Here is a 19,248-nt window from a genome sequence, read left to right as displayed (position 1 = left end):
GGGCACATGCCCAACCGACTCGCACGTGCCACGTCCCCCTACCTCCTTCAGCACGCGGACAACCCGGTTGACTGGTGGTCGTGGGAATCCGCTGCTTTCGAGGAAGCCCGGCGGCGTGATGTGCCCGTCTTCCTGAGCGTCGGGTACAGCTCTTGCCACTGGTGTCATGTCATGGCTTCCGAATCATTTGAGGACGAGGCCACCGCCGAATTCCTTAACGCCCGCTTTGTTGGCATCAAGGTCGACCGCGAGGAACGCCCTGACGTCGACGCTGTCTACATGGAAGCCGTCCAAGCCGCCACCGGCCAGGGCGGCTGGCCCATGACCGTGTTCCTCACCCCAGATGCCGAACCCTTCTACTTCGGCACATACTTCCCGCCAACGCCCCGGCACGGCATGCCCTCCTTCCGGCAGGTACTGGAAGGCGTGCACCAGGCTTGGACTGGCAAGCGGGACGAAGTAGTAGAGGTCGCGGGGAAGATTGTGCGGGATCTGACAGGGCGGGAGATCAACTACGGCGACGCGAAGGTCCCCGGCGAGGAGGAGCTGGCTCAGGCCCTCCTGGGGCTCACTCGGGAGTATGACCCGCAGTGCGGTGGGTTCGGCGGGGCGCCGAAGTTTCCGCAGTCCATGGTCGTCGAGTTCCTGTTGCGGCATCACGCACGTACCGGGGCTGAGGGGGCTCTGCAGATGGCGCAGCACACGTGTGAGCGCATGGCGCGAGGCGGGATCTACGACCAACTTGCCGGTGGTTTCGCACGGTACTCCGTCGACCGAAACTGGGTAATTCCGCATTTTGAGAAGATGCTCTACGATAATGCCCTTTTGTGTCGAACTTATGCCCATCTCTGGCGCGCCACCGGCTCCGAGCTCGCCCGGCGCGTCGCCCTGGAGACCGCCGACTTCCTGGTGCGTGAACTCCGCACGAACGAAGGCGGGTTCGCGTCCGCGCTCGACGCCGACAGTGATGACGGGTCCGGCAGGCACGTCGAGGGCGCCTACTACGTGTGGACGCCGGCCCAGCTCGCCGAGGTGCTCGGCGACGAGGACGCGGAGCTTGCCGCGCACTACTTCGGGGTGACGGCGGACGGCACCTTCGAGGAGGGTGCCTCTGTCCTCCAACTTCCGCAGCACGAGGGCGTGTTCGACGCCGAGAAGATCGATTCCGTCAAGGCGCGGTTGCTCGACGCCCGTCGCGAGCGGCCCGCTCCCGGGCGGGACGACAAGGTGGTCGCCGCCTGGAACGGGCTCGCCGTTGCCGCGCTCGCCGAGACCGGCGCCTACTTCGAGCGGCCCGACCTCGTGGACGCCGCGCTGGCCGCCGCCGATCTCCTCGTACGGGTTCACCTGGACGACCGGGCCCAGCTCTCCCGTACCAGCAAGGACGGGCAGGTCGGGGCGAACGCCGGGGTGTTGGAGGACTACGCCGATGTCGCCGAGGGGTTCCTCGCGCTTGCCTCCGTGACGGGGGAGGGGGTGTGGCTGGAGTTCGCCGGGTTCCTGCTCGACCATGTGCTCGTGCGGTTCGTCGACGCCGAGTCGGGTGCCCTGTACGACACCGCCAGTGACGCCGAGCAGCTCATCCGGCGGCCTCAGGATCCGACCGACAACGCGGTGCCCTCCGGGTGGACGGCCGCCGCGGGGGCGTTGCTCGGTTACGCGGCCCAGACCGGTTCCGAGCCCCATCGGGCCGCCGCCGAGCGGGCGTTGGGCGTGGTGAAGGCGCTAGGGCCGCGTGTGCCGCGGTTCGTCGGGTGGGGGCTCGCTGTCGCCGAGGCGCTGCTCGACGGGCCGCGAGAGGTTGCGGTGGTCGGGCCGTCGCTTGGTGATCCGGCCACAACGGCCTTGCACCGTACGGCACTTCTGGCCACCGCGCCGGGTGCTGTCGTCGCGGTGGGGACTGCGGACAGTGACGAGTTGCCGTTGCTCGGCGGGCGGATTCTCGTTGGCGGTGAACCGACCGCATACGTCTGCCGTAACTTCACCTGTGACGTTCCGACGACCGATCCGGAGCGCCTGCGTGTCGCGCTGGGCGGCTGAAAGCGCCCCAACCAGGGTGAATCAGGAGGGAACGCGGCTTCCCGAGTCGTGTTCGGCGGGCTGGATTTACGGATGTGTTCGGATACATCCGGCTAGAGGGTCCACCGTTCCGAAACATGCTATTTATCGGAAGAGTTCGCCCCCTTCATACTCCTCCCCTAGGTTCGCCACCGGAACGCGGCAGGGGTAACTCCCTGTCGCGACAGGGGGTATGGGATCTGGGGGGATCTGTTGCTCACGTCTGTATTCATCGCTGCCGTTTCGCTGGCCCTGTTCTGGATGGCCGCCTTCACCTTGTGGTGGCAGATGCACGCCTGGCGTACGCCGGAAGTGCTTGCCTCCACCCGATTCAGTAGTCCGGACGGCGGTGAGGGGCTGTCGTTCTCGCTCCTGCTGCCCGCCCGGCACGAGCAGGCCGTACTGGACCACACCATCCAGCGCCTCCTCGAATCCGGTCATACCGACTTCGAGATCATCGTCATCGTCGGGCACGACGACCCCGAGACCGCGGCGGTGGCCGAGCAGGCCGCCGAACGCGACGCGCGCGTCCGGGTCGTCGTGGACACCCACGAGAGGAAGAACAAGCCGAGGGCCATGAACACGGCGTTGCCGCACTGCCGCGGCAACATCGTCGGGGTCTTCGACGCGGAGGACCAGGTCCACCCGGAGCTGCTCTCCCACGTCGACCACGCGTTCCGGACCACTGGCGCGGACGTCGTCCAGGGCGGTGTCCAGCTCATCAACTTCAACTCCAGCTGGTACAGCCTGCGCAACTGCCTGGAGTACTTCTTCTGGTTCCGGTCGCGGCTCCATCTGCACGCGCAGAAGGGGTTCATCCCACTCGGCGGCAACACCGTCTTCGTACGGACCGAGGTGCTGCGGGACGTGGCCGGCTGGGACCCCGACTGCCTTGCCGAGGACTGCGATCTGGGCGTACGGCTGTCCAGCGTCGGCAAGAAGGTCGTCGTCGCCTACGACTCCGACATGGTGACCAAGGAGGAGACCCCGGGCTCGCTGATGTCGCTGCTCAAGCAGCGCACCCGCTGGAACCAGGGCTTCCTTCAGGTGTACCGGAAGGGGGACTGGAAGCAACTCCCGGGATTCGGGCAGCGGTTGCTTGCCCGCTACACCCTGATGACGCCCTATCTCCAGGCGATCTCCGGGGTGGTGATCCCGCTCAACGTGGCCGTCGCGCTCTTCCTCGACGTGCCCGTCGGCGTTGCCTTCATCACCTTCCTGCCGCTCGTCACCGCCATGGTGACCTTCGTCTTCGAGCTCGTCGGACTGCACGACTTCGGCAAGCAGTACGGGCTCCGGATCCGTCTCGTCCACTATCTCAAGCTCGTCGTGGGCGGCCCCTTCTACCAGGTGGTCCTCGCCGGGGCGGCCGTGCGCGCCGTCTGGCGTGAACAACGCGGCCGCGACGACTGGGAGTTGACCAGTCACGTCGGCGCACACCTCAACTCCCGTGAGTTCCGAGAGGATGTTCCCGCGTGACTTCCACCCTCCCTGCGGTGACCGCGGTTCCCAAGGTCCCCGCACAGCGGCAGCCTGCGCCCGAAACCGGGTCGGCCCCTCGGGCAACTCCGGCGCCGAGCCGCTGGGGCCGCCTCCGATCCGCCCGCCCCGACCTTCTGACCTGCGGTCTTCTTCTCGTGGCCATCATGGTCGTGCAGGGCTGGAACATCGCCGACTATCCGACCCTGAGCGACGACGAGGGCACCTACCTCGCGCAGGCGTGGGCCGTGCAGCAGGGCAAGGGCCTCGCCCACTACACCTACTGGTACGACCATCCGCCCCTCGGCTGGATCCAGATAGCCGCCCTGACCTGGATACCGTCACTGCTCAGCCCCGACTCGATGACCGTCGGCTCGATGCGCGTCGCGATGCTGCTGGTCAGTGCGGCCAGCGCGGTCCTCGTCTACGTCCTGGGGCGCCGTCTGTCACTGCCCCGCTGGGCCGCGGGGCTTGCCATGGCGCTGTTCGGACTGTCACCGCTCTCGGTCGTGCTCCAGCGGGAGATCTTCCTCGACAACATCGCGGTGATGTGGGTGCTGGCCGCCTTCACCCTCGCAGCCTCCCCGAGCCGCCACCTGTGGCACCACTTCGGCGCCGGTATGGCGGCTGCGGCGGCGGTGCTCACGAAGGAGACGATGCTCGTCATCCTGCCCGCCCTGCTGGTCACCATGTGGCGGCACGGCCACCGCGACACCCGCAAGTTCGCGCTCACCGGCGCCGTCACCGCCTGCGTCCTGATCGGCCTCTCCTACCCCCTGTTCGCCCTGCTCAAGGGCGAGTTGTTCCCGGGCGGCGGCCATGTCTCGCTGATCGACGGGCTCAAGTACCAGATGACCAGGCCTGGTTCGGGTTTCATCCTCGACAAGGGCTCCGGCTCGTACGGCGTCCTGCAGTCCTGGCTCTACTACGACCGTGTTCTGCCCCTCGGCGGCCTCGCCGGCGCCCTGCTCCTCATCGCCTCCTGGCGCTGGTCGGTCACCGCCCGCGCACTGGCCGGACCGGCCCTCACCGTCGGCATCCTCGCCCTGGTCGCGATGCGCCCCAGCGGCTATCTGCCCGCGATGTACGTCATCCAGGCGCTGCCCTTCCTCGCCCTGGTCCTCGCCGGAGGCATCGCGAGCGTCGCCCACGCGGTACTGCGCCGACGGCGCGCCGAAGGAGAGAGGCGGCGACTCACCTGGGTGCGGTACGCGGTTGCCGCGGTCCTCGTCGCCGCGTCGGCCGTGTACGTCGTACCGCGCTGGTACGACGGTGACCGTACCGCCCTCACCGCCGACGCCAACGCCCCGTACCGGGCCGCCTCCAAGTGGCTCGCGACCGAGGTCGCCGACCCGGCGCACACCCGGGTACTCGTCGACGACGCGCTCTGGCTCGACCTCGTGCACGCCGGGTACAAGCCCGGGCTCGGCGTCATCTGGTTCTACAAGGCCGACCTCGACCCGGCTGTGACGAAGACGATCCCCGGGGGCTGGAAGGACCTGGACTACGTCGTCGCCTCTCCGACAGTGCGGCGCGACGCGGTCGATCTGCCCAACGTCAAGGCCGCGATGGAGCATTCGACCCCGGTGGCCACCTTCGGCGCCGGTGACGACCGGATCGAGATCCGCAGTATCGACGCCGCGGGAGGCGCCCGATGAGCAGCTTCGAGTCCACTGTCCCTGGTGAACCGGGTGATCGGGCCGTACACGCGGCGGCCACGAGTGAGCCGAAGGGGCGTGCCGGCGTCTCGACACCGGCTCTGGCGCCCGGGAGGCGAACCGAGCGAAAGGACACAGTTGCCGAGCCCGGTGCCGTCACCATCGTCGTACCGACCTTCAACGAGTCCGCGAACATCGGGGAGTTGCTGCGCCGGATCACCGAGTCGGTGCCGTCGCGGCTGGCCTGCGAGGTCGTCTTCGTCGACGACTCCACGGACGACACCCCCGAGGTGATCTCCGAGGCCGCGCAGGACTGCCCGTTCCCCGTCACCGTCATCCACCGCGAGGAGGCGGTGGGCGGGCTCGGTGGCGCGGTCGTCGAGGGCATCAAGGCGGCGACCTCCGACTGGATCGTCGTCATGGACGGCGACTGTCAGCATCCGCCGTCCCTGGTACCGGAGTTGGTGGCCACCGGGGAGCGGGCCAACGCCGGGCTCGTGGTTGCCTCCCGCTACATCAAGGGCGGCAGCCGGGCCGGGCTCGCGGGCAACTACCGGGTGGCCGTGTCCCGTTGTGCGACCTGGCTGACCAAGTCCCTGTTCCCGCGCAGGCTGCACGGCATCAGCGACCCGATGAGCGGGTTCTTCGCGATCCGGCGCAGCGCGGTCACCGCCGACATCCTCCAGCCCCTCGGCTACAAGATCCTCCTCGAACTGGCCGTCCGCAGCCGCCCTCGCGAGGTCACCGAGGTCCCCTTCGTCTTCCAGGACCGCTACGCCGGCGAGTCCAAGTCCTCTGCCCAGGAGGGCCTGCGCTTCCTGCGCCATCTGGTCGGCCTGCGCTCCGCCTCGCCCGCCGCCCGCATGATCGGCTTCGGCCTGATCGGCGCCACCGGCTTCCTGCCGAACCTGCTCGGGCTGTACGGGCTCACCGCGGCCGGTCTGCACTACGTACCGGCCGAGATCCTCGCCAACCAACTGGGCGTCGCCTGGAACTTCCTGCTCATCGAGCATCTGCTGTTCCGCGACCGCCGCAGGCACCGGCGCTGGTGGGACCGCGCCGGCCGGTTCGCGGTGATCGCCAACCTCGACCTCGTCCTGCGGCTGCCGCTGATCGCGCTGTTCGTGGACCGGTTCGGGATGGGCGTGCTGTCCGCCACCGCGCTCGCGCTGGTGACGACCTTCGTCCTGCGCTTCGTCGGAACCGAAGCGCTGGTCTATCTGCCGCGTCGGGGTCACCAGGGGGCCGGGCGCGAAAGCGAAGCAGCAAGGAGAGCCGCGTGAGACCGTTCAGCACATTCAGCACATTCAGCACAGCAGGAAGAGCAGCGGGAAGATCAGCGCGGAGATCAACTGCGCGCAGAAGAACCGCACTTGTCGGGGTCGGGGCCCTGACCGCCGGTCTCCTCCTCACCTCGCCCCAGCCCGCGTCCGCCGCCAACCTCGTCCTCAACCCCGGCTTCGAGACGGCGGGCAGCGGCGACATGCCGTACTGCTGGGAGAAGTCGGGGTGGGGCGACAATGACTTCACCTTCTCCACCGTCACCGGCGGCCACTCGGGCTCGAAGGCCATGAAGGTCGAGCTGACCCGGCGGGTGAGCGGCGACCGCAAGGCGCTGATCACCGAGGACACGACCTGCGCGCCCGTGGTGACGGCGGGCAAGCAGTACGACCTCGGGCTCTGGTACAAGACGACCACCCCGGACGCGGCCATCACCCTGTTCCGGCACGACACGACGCTCGGCTGGCAGTACTGGACCGACCTCAAAACCCTGGAGATGCAGGGGAGTTGGACCCAGGCCACGGTCCGCACACCGGCGGTCCCGGCCGGCACCGACCGCATCACCTGGGGTGTCTCGGTCTACGGCACGGGCTCCGCGACCACCGACGACTACACGATGGAGCAGGTCGCCGACCCGGTCCCGCCCGCCACCTGCACCAGCACCGCCGAGGAGTGCGCCAACGGGAAGTGGACGGTGCTGCCCACGCAGAACCCGGTCCGCTCCATGCACTCCGTCGTCCTCAACAACGGCAAGGTGCTGCTGATCGCGGGCTCCGGCAACAGCGAGGAGCAGTTCAACGCGGGCACGTTCACCAGCGCGGTGTACGACCCGGCCAACGGCACCTACAAGGTCATCCCCACGCCGAAGGACATGTTCTGCTCCGGGCACGTCCAGCTCCAGGACGGGCGCGTGCTGGTGATGAGCGGCAACAAGGCGTACCCGGTCGCCGGCGGGCACGGCTACGAGGGCTACAAGGACTCGTACATCTTCGACCCGGTGACCGAGACGTACAGCAAGACGAACGACCTGAACGACGGTCACTGGTACCCGTCGGCGACCGCCCTCGGCAACGGCGACGTGATCTCCTTCGGCGGGCTGAAGGAGGATTCGACGGGTTCGGTGACCGCCGAGCTGTGGTCGGACGCGCAGCAGCAGTGGCTGCCGCTGTGGCAGGTCAACCAGACCTGGTCGTACTGGGGTCTGTACCCGTCGATGATCCTGATGCAGGACGGCCGCCTCTTCTACTCGGGCAGCCATGTCTTCGGCAACGGCACGCCCGGCACCGGGTCGGCGGTCTACGACTACGCGGCCAACGCGACGACCGCGATCTCCGGGCTCCAGAACAAGGACCAGCGCGACCAGTCGGCGAGCGTGCTGCTGCCGCCGGCCCAGGACCAGAGGGTGCTGACGCTGGGCGGCGGCAACATCGAGTCCAACCCGGACGCCAACCGGTTGACCGACATCATCGACCTCAAGGCGGCCGACCCGGCGTACGTGGCGGGTCCGCCGCTGCCGCAGGGCACGGTCGACCTCGGCAACGGCCCGGTCGCCGAAACCGGCAACCAGGGCAAGATGTACGTCTCCGCCGTACTGCTGCCGGACGGCAAGGTGCTGGAGACCGGCGGCGCACTGCACAACCGGGCCAACCCGGTCTTCGAGTCGTCGATCTACGACCCGGCGGCGAACACCTTCGACCCGGTGGCCGCCGATCCGCAGGCCCGGGGCTACCACTCGTCGTCGTTCCTGCTGCCCGACGGCCGGGTGATGTCGACCGGTGACAACCCGGGCAACGGCACCTGGAACCACAACGTGTCGATCTACACCCCGCCGTACCTCCTCAAGGGCACGCGTCCGACGATCACTTCGATGATCGACGGCGAGTGGAACTACGGCGACACGCAGCGCATCACGGTCGACCGCCCCATCGTCAAGGCGGAGTTGATCCGCCCGGCCGCGGTCACGCACTCCTCGGACCCGAACCAGCGGTTCGTGGACCTGCCCCTGTCGGTCGACGGCAACAACATCGACCTCAATGTGACGAGCAACCCCAACCTGGCCCCGCCCGGCTGGTACATGCTCTTCGCGGTCGACGCCAACGGCGTTCCCTCGGTGGCGAAGTGGGTCCACCTCCAGGGGCCGGCGGCACTGTCGTCGACGGCGATGTCCATGTCGATGCCCATGGAATCCTCCGACGCCACCCCTTCCGCGCACATCCACTCCTTCGCGGACGGACTGAAGGGCAAGGTCACCGGCCCCGGCAAGGAGCGCGCCTCGCAGAACGTCAGCCCGACCCTCTCGGGCTGCGACCGCCACTACGGCTCGATCAACGTCTGCGTCCCGACGGTGTTCCCGGCGGAGGTCAAGCAGACGACGGCCGCCCGCTGCGCCTGGCTCAGGGCCAACGACTACGGCCGCCTGAAGATCAACGGCAAGGACGACCCCCTCGGCCTCGATCCGAGCCGCAACGGGGTGGCCTGCGAGAAACAGGACCTGAGGAAGAGCGCGAAGAAGTGAGGTAGTGGTAGGGGAACTGGTGTCCCCGACTCCCGGTGGGCGCGCCCGCGCCGGTGGGCGCGCCCACCGGGAGTGACCGCAGGTCAGGAAGGGCCCTGCGTAGGCAGGCCGTGTTCGAAGACGTCCACCGTACGGTCCAGCAGGTCGGCCAGGTTGTCCTTGAAGTCGTTCTGGGCCCAGTAGACGGTGACCTCCGACAGGCCGCCGATCAGGGACATGGCGTAGACGCGGACCTCCAGGTCGGCGGGGTCGCGGCCGGTGCGCTCCGCGATGACGCGGCAGAGGAGGCGCCCGGTTTCGGACATGCTCTCGATCATGCGGGAGCGGACCGCCGGGACCTCCAGCATCAGCCGGCCGCGTAGCCGGGTCACCTGCGGCTCTTCGATCCAGTTGACACCGACGGCCTGCTTCACGAGGTACCGAAGGGAGTCGAGCCACGGTTCGTCCGCCGGTCGTGCGCGCAGTTCCTCTTCCAGGACGGAGTCGTACTCGTCGGTGAGCACGATGTCCTCCTTCGTGGGGAAGTAGCGGAAGACCGTGGACTGCGACACCTCGGCGCGCTCGGCGATCTGCTCGATCGTCGTGGCGTCGTACCCCTGGTCCTCGATCAGCTCGTACGTCGCGGCACGGATCGCCATCCGGGTCTTGATCTTCTTCCGCTCACGGAGGCCCAGCTGGGGGCGGTCGGCGAAGGGAGAGGTGCGTGCGGCCGTCATACGTTCATTGTCGGCCATCGGGCCGGTCGGCGGCGATGTCGGTGGCCGTGTCAGTGGCCACGTCAGGGGTGCCGACAGGGATGGCGGCAGGGGTGGGGGATGTCGGGTTCGTCGGTGCGGGCCCGGTGTGTGTCGGGGTGTTGGGGAGGAACGCCCCGGCCAGCAGCGCCGCAGCCAGAGCCGCCACCCCGCTCACCAGCAGGACGACGCCCATGCCATGGACGTACGCACTGTTCGCTGAGGTCAGCAGTTGCGCCGAGCCCGTCCGTTCCGCGATCAGATGGGCCGCCACCACCGAGTCGCCGGCCGTGTCCGCGATGCCGGCGGGCAGGCCCGTGACGTCGAGGCCGTCGCGGAAGGTGCTCGCCAGCAGGCTGCCCAGCAGCGCGATGCCGATCGCGCCGCCCACCTGGCGCAGCGTCATCAGGAGTCCGGAGCCGCTGCCCGCGCGGTCGGCGGGCAGGGCGGCCAGGGCGCCGTCCATCGCCGGGACGATGGCGAAGCCGAAGCCGAAGCCGGCGATGGTCAGCCACAGGGCCGTGTAGCCGTAGCCCGCGTCGACCGTCGTACGGCTGCCAAGGATCGCCGCGAAGGCCAGGACCACCAGGCCGGCGGCCACTGTCGCCCGCGAGCCGAACCGGGCACTCACGGGCTGCGCCGCCCGCGCGGCCACCGACAGGCCGGCCATCAGCGGCAGCAGCCGTACGCCCGTGCCCAGGGCGTCACTGCCCAGCACCGCCTGGAGATACGGCGGCAGGACGAACATCAGGCCGGACAGGACGAACATCACCAGCGTCGCCGCGACCGTGTTCAGCAGGAAGCCCCGCTGGGAGAGCAGCGTCATGTCGAGCATGGGGCGGGTGGCGCGGCGTTCGCGCAGGACGAGGGCCGTCAGGAGTACGGCCGCCGCGGCGAACAGGGTGAGGACCAGCGGGTCGGTCCAGCCCCGGGTGGGGGCCTCGATGATCGCGTAGATGAGCGCGCCCAGGCCTGTCGCCGTGAGCGCCGTGGAGACCACGTCCACCTTGGGGGAGGCCGGGTCGCGGGTCTCGGGGAGGAGGAACACGCAGGCCGTGATGCCGATGGCGACCATCGGGACGTTGATCAGGAAGACCGAGCCCCACCAGAAGTGGTTGAGCAGCCAGCCGCCGATGATCGGGCCCAGCGGCATCCCGAGCGCGGAGCCTGCCGAGATGACGCCGACGGCCTTGGTGCGCTCGTGGGGCGGGAAGAGCGAGGGCAGGACGGAGAGGGCCAGGGGCATGACCAGGGCCGCGCCCACGCCCATCAGCGCGCGGGCCGCGACGATCCAGTTCACGTCACCTGCCAGCGCTCCGACGAGCGACCCGGCGAGGAAGATCCCGAGCCCGGCGATCAGCATCCGGCGGCGCCCGAAGCGGTCGCCGAGGAGACCTGCCGGGAGCATCAGCGCGGCGAACACGACGATGTACGCGTCCGCCATCCACTGCTGGTCGCCGGTGGACGCGCCGAGCTGTTCGGCCATCGTGGGCAGCGCGACGTTGAGGATCGTCATGTCGAAGCCGAGGACGAGCATGCTCGCGACCAGGGCGCCCAGGGCCCACCATCGGCGGGGGTCGAGGGGCGGGGTGGTGTCTGTGCCGGTATCCGGTCCAGTGACAGTAGCCATGAAATGAGAGTAGCTTCCAAAAGGTGGTGACTGTCAACCTGATGTGGATGTGAGGGAGCGGAAATCGGAGGCGAGGGCACAGAAAATGGCCGCGGCTCGGAAGCCGCGGCCATCTCGGAGGGAAGGGGGGAGGGGTAGAGGGGCGGGGTAGAGGGGCGGGGGTTACCCGTGTTGGTAGGCCACCATCGAGATGCCGATGTAGTGCGCGACGAAGGCCGCGAGGGTCAGGGAGTGGAACACCTCGTGGAAACCGAACCAGCGCGGTGACGGGTTGGGGCGCTGGAGCCCGTAGATCACGCCGCCCGCGCTGTAGAGGAGTCCGCCGACGAGGACCAGTACCAGGACGGTGATGCCGCCCGCGCGCATGAAGTCCGGCAGGAAGAAGACGGCCGCCCAGCCCATCGCGATGTAGCAGGGGGTGTAGAGCCAGCGCGGGGCGCCGACCCAGAACACGCGGAAGGCGATGCCGGCCACGGCCGCACCCCAGATGCTCCACAGCAGCCACTGACCCTTGCTCGCCGGGAGCAGCAGCATCGTCAGCGGGGTGTAGGTGCCCGCGATGATCAGGAAGATGTTCGCGTGGTCGAGCCTGCGCAGGACGCCGTCCATGCGCGGGCTCCAGGTGCCGCGGTGGTAGAGCGCGCTCACGCCGAACAGCAGGCAGGCGGTGAGAGTGAAGATCCCGCAGGCGATGCGTGCCCGGCTCGAACTGGCGAGCGCGGTGAGCACCAGGCCGGAGATGAGTACGGCCGGAAACATGCCGAGATGCAGCCAGCCGCGCAGTTTGGGCTTGATCTCATCGGAATGTGGCAGCGAGAGCGCCAGGGGACTGCGGCCGACGGCCGGCGAGTCCAGGGGCGCGTCGGGGGCGGACGCAGTCATGACGGCAATCGTACCTACGGAACCGTAAGTTACGCGTCAGTCCGGGGATGGAAGGGCCGGAAGTGGCCAGCCTCTCATGTGCATTGGGGCGGCATCGGGGCCGGCTCGGCGCTCGGGTGCGCCAGGTGAATGCGTGGTGACCCGGAGGAAACGCCTGGGCGGGCGGCGAATGAGTGGCAATGGTCACGTCGCTCAGGTGTGAGGCCCTCTGGACAGATGGGCGCTCCAGTCGGATGATCAAATGAGTGCGGTCGGCACCGGATGAGCGCCATTGATCAATATCGTGAAGCATCCGGGTCGCAGCCCCCAAGGGGCAGTCAACAAAAAACCCTCATTCAAGGAGCAGATCGTGGCGCGCGACATCGCGGCTCCCGTTCCCCCTGACACCTTCCTCTCAGGCACCGTCCCGACCGACCACAAGCAACTGGTCTCGTGGGTCAACGAGATCGCAGAACTTACGCAGCCGGACAACGTGGTCTGGTGTGACGGATCAGAGGCCGAGTACGAGCGACTGTGCGAAGAGCTCGTCCAAAAAGGCACCTTCAGGAAACTGGACCCGATCAAACGCCCCAACTCCTACTACGCGGCCTCCGACCCGACCGATGTCGCGCGTGTCGAGGACCGCACCTTCATCTGCTCCGAGAAGGAGGAGGACGCGGGCCCCACGAACCACTGGAAGGATCCCGCCGAGATGCGGGACATCTTCGTGGGGGAGAAGGGCGTCTTCCGCGGCTCGATGAAGGGCCGGACGATGTACGTCGTCCCGTTCTGCATGGGCCCGCTCGGCTCGGACCTCTCCGCCATCGGCGTCGAGATCACCGACTCGGCGTACGTCGCCGTGTCCATGCGGACGATGACCCGCATGGGCAGCCAGGTCCTCGACGAACTCGGCTCCGACGGCTTCTTCGTGCGTGCTGTGCACACGCTCGGGGCGCCGCTGGCCGAGGGCGAGGCTGACGTCTCGTGGCCGTGCAACTCCACGAAGTACATCTCGCACTTCCCGGAGAGCCGCGAGATCTGGTCGTACGGCTCCGGATACGGCGGCAACGCGCTGCTCGGCAAGAAGTGCTATGCCCTGCGCATCGCGTCCGTCATGGCACGCGACGAGGGCTGGCTCGCCGAGCACATGCTGATCCTCAAGCTCACGCCTCCGCAGGGCGAGTCGAAGTACGTGGCGGCGGCCTTCCCGTCGGCCTGCGGCAAGACGAACCTCGCGATGCTGGAGCCGACGGTCGCCGGCTGGACCGTCGAGACGATCGGCGACGACATCGCCTGGATGCGCTTCGGTGAGGACGGCCGTCTCTACGCCATCAACCCCGAGGCCGGTTTCTTCGGCGTCGCGCCCGGCACCGGTGAGCACACCAACGCCAACGCGATGAAGACGCTGTGGGGCAACTCGGTCTTCACCAACGTGGCGCTGACCGACGACGGCGACGTCTGGTGGGAGGGCATGACGGAGGAGACTCCGGCCCATCTGACGGACTGGAAGGGCAACTCCTGGACGCCGGAGTCCGCCAAGGAAAACGGAAACAGCCCCGCCGCCCACCCCAACGCCCGCTTCACCACGCCCGCCGCCCAGTGCCCGATCATCGCGCCCGAGTGGGAGGACCCGAAGGGCGTGCCGATCTCGGCGATCCTGTTCGGCGGGCGGCGCGCCACCGCCGTACCCCTCGTCACGGAGTCCTTCGACTGGAACCACGGTGTCTTCCTGGGCGCGAACGTGGCCTCCGAGAAGACGGCCGCCGCCGAGGGCAAGGTCGGTGAGCTGCGCCGCGACCCCTTCGCCATGCTGCCGTTCTGCGGCTACAACATGGGCGACTACATGGCGCACTGGATCGACGTGGCGAAGGACAAGGACCAGTCCAAGCTGCCGAAGATCTACTACGTCAACTGGTTCCGCAAGAACGACGAGGGCAAGTTCGTGTGGCCCGGGTTCGGTGAGAACAGCCGGGTCCTGAAGTGGATCGTGGACCGGCTGGACGGAAAGGCCGAGGGCGTCGAGACGCCGATCGGCGTGCTGCCGGCCAAGGGCGCGCTCGACACGGACGGTCTCGAACTCTCCGAGTCCGACCTCGACTTCCTGCTCACGGTCGACAAGGAGGTGTGGCGCGAGGAGGCGGCGCTGGTTCCCGAACACCTGAACACGTACGGCGAGCACACACCGAAGGAACTGTGGGACGAGTACCGGGCGCTGGTGCAGCGCCTGGGCTGAGGCCCACCTCGATAACTCCGCGGCCGGTCGGACTTGCCCTGACCTGCGACGTCGTCATGACCGGCCGCGGTGGTCCTTCGATTTTCAGCCCGTCCGGGGGCGGAGCCCCCAGGGGTTATGCGCGGCCCTCCAGGTAGCGGGTGTGCGTCTCCTGGCGTCGGGCCTCCGCCTCCCGGAGGCTCACCGCCAACCGCTCCGCCTCCTCGTGCAGCAGCCCGAGCTGTCGTTCCAGGTGCCGTTCCGGCGGTTCGGCGCCCGGGGTCAGCCGGGTCCACCACCGGGTCCGTACGAAGGTGTCGACGGCCTCCGGCACGTCCTGGCGTACGGCCCGGGAGAGCGCGTGGACGCCCTCCGGGTCGGTTGCCAGGACCTCGCCGGACCAGTCGGGGTCCAGCAGCGCCGTGAGGAGTCCGGTCAACTCGGTGAGTCGGCCATCGGCGGCGGGCGGCAGTTCGACGCCTTCGAGGTACGTCAGCAACCGGCCGAAATCCCCCCGCAGCTCGTCGAGTTGGGCGGAGAGCTGCGCGGACGGGTCCGGGAAGTCCGGCACCGGCTGCCGCTCCGGCGGGGCGATCAGCGCGCCCGCGCCGTACAGTCCGGCGACGACGACCGGCCAGTACGGTCCCGCCACACCGGTGAAGGTCAGGCCGAGGCCCACCAGCCCGCACGCGCTCCCGGCGATGTTCTTGCGGGACTCCAGGAACCGCAGAAACCTCAGAAACCCCCCGATTCCCATGAACCTACTGGTAGCCACGGATCTCCTTGAACGCGCCGTCGAGCGAGCCGTCCTGGGCGTCGAAGAGGCGACCACCGGTCAGGTCGGCGATGTGCGCCAGCTCGGAGCGGTCGGAGTCGCCGAAGAGGATGGGGAAGACGGGTATCTCCCGCTGCCGGACGGGGAGTTGCCGGTAGAAGCCGTCGAACTCCGCCGCCTTCGCGCCCGCCGTGTTCTCGCCGTCCGTCATCAGCACGATCGACGTGAACGTGTCCCGGTCGGCGCCGAGTTGCTCGTACGCCTTCTCCAGCGAGGTGTAGATCGCGGTGTCGCCGTCCGCCGCCAGCCCGTCGGTGTCCCGGCGGATCGCGTCGAGTCCGCTCTGCGGATCGGAGGGGCTCACGACATGCGTCCGTACGCTCTTCACGTCCGAGCCGAACGGCATCAGCGTGACCTCCTCGCGCTGCCGGAAGTCGCCGGTGAGACCACGCAGCGCCTGCTTCAGCCCGGCCAGCCGCTCGCCCTCCATCGAGCCCGAGGTGTCGAGGACGTACACCGTCCGCGAGGGGCGGCGCAGCTCGTTCTCGTACGCGTCGAGCAGGCCGTCGGCGACGGACCGGCTGCCGGGGAAGGGGAGTTCACGGCGGCGGGAGGTGTCGAGCCCGGCCGCGGGCGGTACGGAGGCGACGACCGGACGGCGGTGGGTGACGTCGGTGATCTCGCGCTGTGTCGCCGGGGTGCGCAGGGCCTCCGTCAGCCGGCGGACGTCCTCCCGGGTCGCCGCGTCGGTCGACGCGAGCGAGGTGACCGGGTAGTCGGCGGTGACGACTCCGTCGCGCGGGCGGATCACCGTGAGTCCCGGGATGCCCTTGAGGACGGACTCGTAGTTGAGGAGGGCGTCGACGGTGCCGCGCCGCTCGTACGCTGCGGCCAGCCAGCCCGACGAACCGGACGTCAGCTTCTGCCCCTTGAAGAACTCCTTCAGCCGCGGGGACGCCTTCGTCACGTCGGCGTCGGTCAGCGCGGCCTGTGCCCCGGACAGTCCCGAGGCGACCGAAACCAGTGTGGAGAAGCCGGAGTTGGAGCGCGCGGGGTCGGTCATGCCGTACGTCAGCCTGCCGTCCCGTACCGCCTCCTCGACCTGGGACCAGGTGACCTGGTCGGGCTTCCAGCCCAACTCTGCGACGGTGGCGTCCCTGACGCCGATCGCGACCGGGCTCGACATGACGGACGTCTCGGACACGACCTTCTTCGCCGCGTCGGGACGCAGCCGCAGATAGTCGTTGGAGGACAGCCACAGGGCGTCGTACACCCCGTCCGTCTTCCCCTTCGCCAGCAGCTCGACGGCGTCGAGGGTGCCCATGTAGGTGGGCCGGACCTTGATGCCGGTGTCCTTCTCGACCTTGGCGAGGACCGGCTTCATGTCGGAGAGTTCGCTGGAGGCGAGGACACGGAGGGTGCCGGGCTCGGGGGCGGCCGGGGCGGCCGGGTCCTGGGACGAGTTCTGCGCCGTGCAGCCGGAGGCCGTGACGGTGGCGGTCAGGAGGGCGAGCGCGAGAGCGGCGGTTGCCGTGCGCCGGTGGGTTCTGCTCATACCTGGCCTCCGTCCAGCGCGCCCCGGGACCGGCTGCGTTCCAAGTAGGCGCTCGCGTGCTGGAGTTCGGAGGTCAGCGACTCCACCGTCGCCGCCATCGCCTCGGTCGCCTGGACCTTGTAGGTGTCGATGGTGTCGAGGGTGCGGTAGATCTGCTGGAAGGCGTTCTTGAGGGTCTCCGCCCCGACGGCCGGGTCGGCGGCGATCCGCTGGATCTCGCCGCTCTGCGTGGCGAGCATCTCCGCGTTGCCCCGGATGAGGTCCTCGGTGGTCCCGCGCAGTGCGTTGACCTGCTCGATGACCTTCTTCTGGTTGTCGAGGGCGCCGGCCAGCATCACGGAGATGCGCAGCGCGGACACGGTCGTGGTGGCCGCGCGGTCGACCCCCTTGATCAGCTCGTCGTTGTTGCGGCGTACGACGTCCATGGCGAGGTAGCCCTGTGCGCATACCGCGAGCTGGGTCAGCAGGTCCTGGTGCTTCTGCCGGACCGGGAAGAGAACATCGGCGCGCAGGTTGTCGGCGCCCGCCGGATCGGCCGCGTCGACGGCGCCGATGTGCTGCTCGACGGCGGAGTCCAGGGCTTCGGTCAGGACGACGTACTCCTGGAGTTTGCCCATGGTCTCCCAGAGGTGGACGCGTTCGGTCTGCAACGCCGCGCTGTCTCTGCGCAGTTCGTCCTGTCCGCCGCGCAGCGAGCCCACGATCTTGTTCAGGGTCGCCTGCGAGGAGGCGTACTTCGCGACGTGGTCGCGCAGTCTGTTGCCGCCCGGCAGCTTGGAGAGGAACTTCCGGCCCTTGCCCGTGGGCAGGTCACGCGGGTCCAGGTCCTCCACCACGCGCCGGAGTTCGACGAGCGAGCCCGCCACCTGCGACTGGGCGTCACCGCCGTTGCTCGGCAGGCTGCGGACGGCCCGTTCCAGCATGCGGTTGGACTGCGCGGCGGCGGTCCGCATCTCACCGGCGCCGAGGCCGGTGATCTCCCCGACCCGGCCCGCGAACTCGGGCGAGCGGGCGTCGAGGGCGGCGAGCCGGCCGACGTACTCGGCGGCCTTGCGGGCCATGTCCGTACGGACACTGTCGTCGACGGGCACGAGACCGCCGGCCTTCTCGCGCGGCACGGCCGCGACGGGCTCGGGCGGGGTGAGCGTGAAGATGTCGTCGCCGCTCTGGCTGCTGTTCTGGCTCGTGTTGTCGGTCGTGTTCTGGTTGTCGGTCGTGTTCTGGCTCGGCTTCTGGAAATTCACGTGTGATTCCCCCTGGTCATGACTGTCCTCGGGCCCGGCGCGCCATCTCGTGCAGCACCTTGGAGGTGGGCACGGGCGCCTGCCGGACGCCGGTCAGTCTCTGGTTGAGGTAGGCGGCGTGGGCGGCGGTGGCCGCGACGAACTCGGCGGCGTCGCCCTGCGGCCGGAACCCGTGCCGGACGGCCAGCTTGCGCAACACCGGGTCGTCGCTGAGGAGTTCACCGAGTGCGCGACCCTCTTCGGTCAGTGGTACGACGGTGTGGTCGCTGTTGGCGGTGGTGTCCGGGTAGAGGACGGTGAGGTCGCCGGCGCTCTGCCGGTCCCCGAGGAGCGAGGCGACCTGCGACTCGTACACCAGGACCAGCGGGTTTCCGGCGCCGCTCACGAAGTCCCGGAACGCCGCGTCGGAGCTGGGCTGTTGGGCGCCCTGGACGCTGACCAGCTTGTGCATCAGGGGCGCGGTGCGGTCGATGTCGGCGTCGCTCGCCACCACCCGGCCCCCGTTCGCCACGTAGCTGGTGGCGGCGAGGTAGAGGGCGCCGGAGCTGGAACTCTCCGGGTCGGTGGAGGCGATGTAGAGGGTGCCGGTCAACTCCCCGTATTTCTCAGCGCCCTTGAGCTGCTGCCAGGTGCGGTCCTTGTCGGCGGCGGCGAGATAGGCGGCCATCTTGAGGGTGCCGCGCTGCTGGCCCTCGTCGAGCGTCGCGAGTCCGTTGGTGGCCAGCACCCCGGCGGCGTTGCGGTGGGCCACGACGACGAGCGGTGAGTAGAAGGGGCGCGGCAGGGGTTGCCGTGCCTTGTACTTGGCGGCCAGTTCGTCGGCGGGCGCCTGGCTGGACGGGAAGGCGAAGTCGTACCCCTTGAGGTCCAGCCCTTCCATGGCCCACGACCCGGAGGTCTCCGTCCGCACGGTGTAGCCCTTGGCGGCAAGGGCTTTCACCACGTCGGGATCGGCGAAGAACTCCGCCTTCTCCGACCCGATCACTCCACGCACGGTCTTCGTTGCCGTGCTCCGGTCCCCGTTGTCCCGGCCCGCCACGACGGCTGCCACCACGCCGCCGATCAGCAGGACCGCGAGGACAATCCCTGCGATTCGTCTCACGCCGGGAGCGTGCTCCCGGAATCCAACGTTCCCCGGTTACGAGGATGAACGGAGGGTGAAGCACTGGTCCCGGTACGCAACGCGCCCTAAGGGGCGCGGGGAACTGCGCGACAAGCCACGGCGGGCCTGCAGCCGCACACCACG

General features: G+C 68.9%; 13 protein-coding genes. 6 read left to right on the top strand and 7 right to left on the bottom strand.

The features are described from left to right. The first annotated feature begins 6 nt into the window (after nucleotides 1–6). From G3I71_RS17975 to G3I71_RS17955, 5 genes are all read left to right on the top strand, one after another. Complete coding sequence (locus G3I71_RS17975) at nucleotides 7–2,040, top strand: thioredoxin domain-containing protein (RefSeq protein ID WP_164315791.1); 2,034 nt, start codon at nucleotides 7–9, stop codon at nucleotides 2,038–2,040. 231 nt (nucleotides 2,041–2,271) lie between these two features. Continuing rightward, a complete protein-coding gene (locus tag G3I71_RS17970) occupies nucleotides 2,272–3,537 on the top strand; it encodes a glycosyltransferase (RefSeq protein WP_164315790.1) in 1,266 nt (421 codons plus the stop codon). After that, on the top strand, nucleotides 3,534–5,195 hold the full coding sequence (locus G3I71_RS17965; protein ID WP_164315789.1) for a phospholipid carrier-dependent glycosyltransferase: 1,662 nt from the start codon (nucleotides 3,534–3,536) through the stop codon (nucleotides 5,193–5,195). The genes G3I71_RS17970 and G3I71_RS17965 overlap by 4 nt, the downstream gene beginning before the upstream one ends. Further along, nucleotides 5,192–6,478 carry a glycosyltransferase family 2 protein gene (locus tag G3I71_RS17960; RefSeq protein ID WP_164315788.1) on the top strand — a complete coding sequence of 429 codons (1,287 nt, stop codon included), beginning with the start codon at nucleotides 5,192–5,194 and terminating at the stop codon, nucleotides 6,476–6,478. Before G3I71_RS17965 ends, G3I71_RS17960 begins: the two co-directional genes overlap by 4 nt. Before the next feature lie 200 nt (nucleotides 6,479–6,678). Then, a complete protein-coding gene (locus G3I71_RS17955) occupies nucleotides 6,679–8,991 on the top strand; it encodes a galactose oxidase early set domain-containing protein (protein ID WP_239149206.1) in 2,313 nt (770 codons plus the stop codon). An 83-nt stretch (nucleotides 8,992–9,074) separates the two neighbouring features. Here the strand turns inward: G3I71_RS17955 and G3I71_RS17950 are convergent, their stop codons facing one another. The 3 genes from G3I71_RS17950 to G3I71_RS17940 form a co-directional block, all read right to left on the bottom strand. Further along, a complete protein-coding gene (locus tag G3I71_RS17950) occupies nucleotides 9,075–9,707 on the bottom strand; it encodes a TetR/AcrR family transcriptional regulator (RefSeq protein ID WP_164315786.1) in 633 nt (210 codons plus the stop codon). Nucleotides 9,708–9,711: 4 nt separating this feature from the next. Next, nucleotides 9,712–11,355: an MFS transporter gene (locus G3I71_RS17945; protein WP_164315785.1), complete on the bottom strand. Its 1,644-nt coding sequence runs from the start codon at nucleotides 11,353–11,355 to the stop codon at nucleotides 9,712–9,714. A gap of 162 nt (nucleotides 11,356–11,517) precedes the next feature. Then, complete coding sequence (locus G3I71_RS17940) at nucleotides 11,518–12,237, bottom strand: hemolysin III family protein (protein WP_164315784.1); 720 nt, start codon at nucleotides 12,235–12,237, stop codon at nucleotides 11,518–11,520. A 349-nt stretch (nucleotides 12,238–12,586) separates the two neighbouring features. On the opposite strand from G3I71_RS17940, the gene G3I71_RS17935 reads away from it, so the two are divergent. Then, the gene (locus G3I71_RS17935) at nucleotides 12,587–14,449 is read left to right on the top strand and encodes a phosphoenolpyruvate carboxykinase (GTP) (RefSeq protein ID WP_343242991.1); all 1,863 of its coding nucleotides are present in this window, start codon (nucleotides 12,587–12,589) and stop codon (nucleotides 14,447–14,449) included. Nucleotides 14,450–14,564: 115 nt separating this feature from the next. On the opposite strand, the gene G3I71_RS17930 is transcribed toward G3I71_RS17935, so the two are convergent. From G3I71_RS17930 to G3I71_RS17915, 4 genes are all read right to left on the bottom strand, one after another. Beyond that, nucleotides 14,565–15,185, bottom strand: a complete 621-nt coding sequence (locus tag G3I71_RS17930; protein ID WP_203730681.1) for a hypothetical protein — start codon at nucleotides 15,183–15,185, stop codon at nucleotides 14,565–14,567. A 4-nt stretch (nucleotides 15,186–15,189) separates the two neighbouring features. After that, entirely contained in the window at nucleotides 15,190–16,758 is a 1,569-nt protein-coding gene (locus G3I71_RS17925; protein ID WP_164315783.1) for a substrate-binding and VWA domain-containing protein, read from the bottom strand. Further along, complete coding sequence (locus G3I71_RS17920; protein WP_164315832.1) at nucleotides 16,755–17,912, bottom strand: toxic anion resistance protein; 1,158 nt, start codon at nucleotides 17,910–17,912, stop codon at nucleotides 16,755–16,757. Before G3I71_RS17920 ends, G3I71_RS17925 begins: the two co-directional genes overlap by 4 nt. A 106-nt stretch (nucleotides 17,913–18,018) precedes the next feature. Continuing rightward, nucleotides 18,019–19,104, bottom strand: a complete 1,086-nt coding sequence (locus tag G3I71_RS17915; protein ID WP_164315782.1) for a substrate-binding domain-containing protein — start codon at nucleotides 19,102–19,104, stop codon at nucleotides 18,019–18,021. Between the last annotated feature and the right edge of the window lie 144 nt (nucleotides 19,105–19,248).

Source organism: Streptomyces sp. SID12501, from assembly GCF_010550245.1.
Lineage (GTDB): Bacteria > Actinomycetota > Actinomycetes > Streptomycetales > Streptomycetaceae > Streptomyces.
This window is presented reverse-complemented; position numbering and strand designations above follow the sequence as displayed.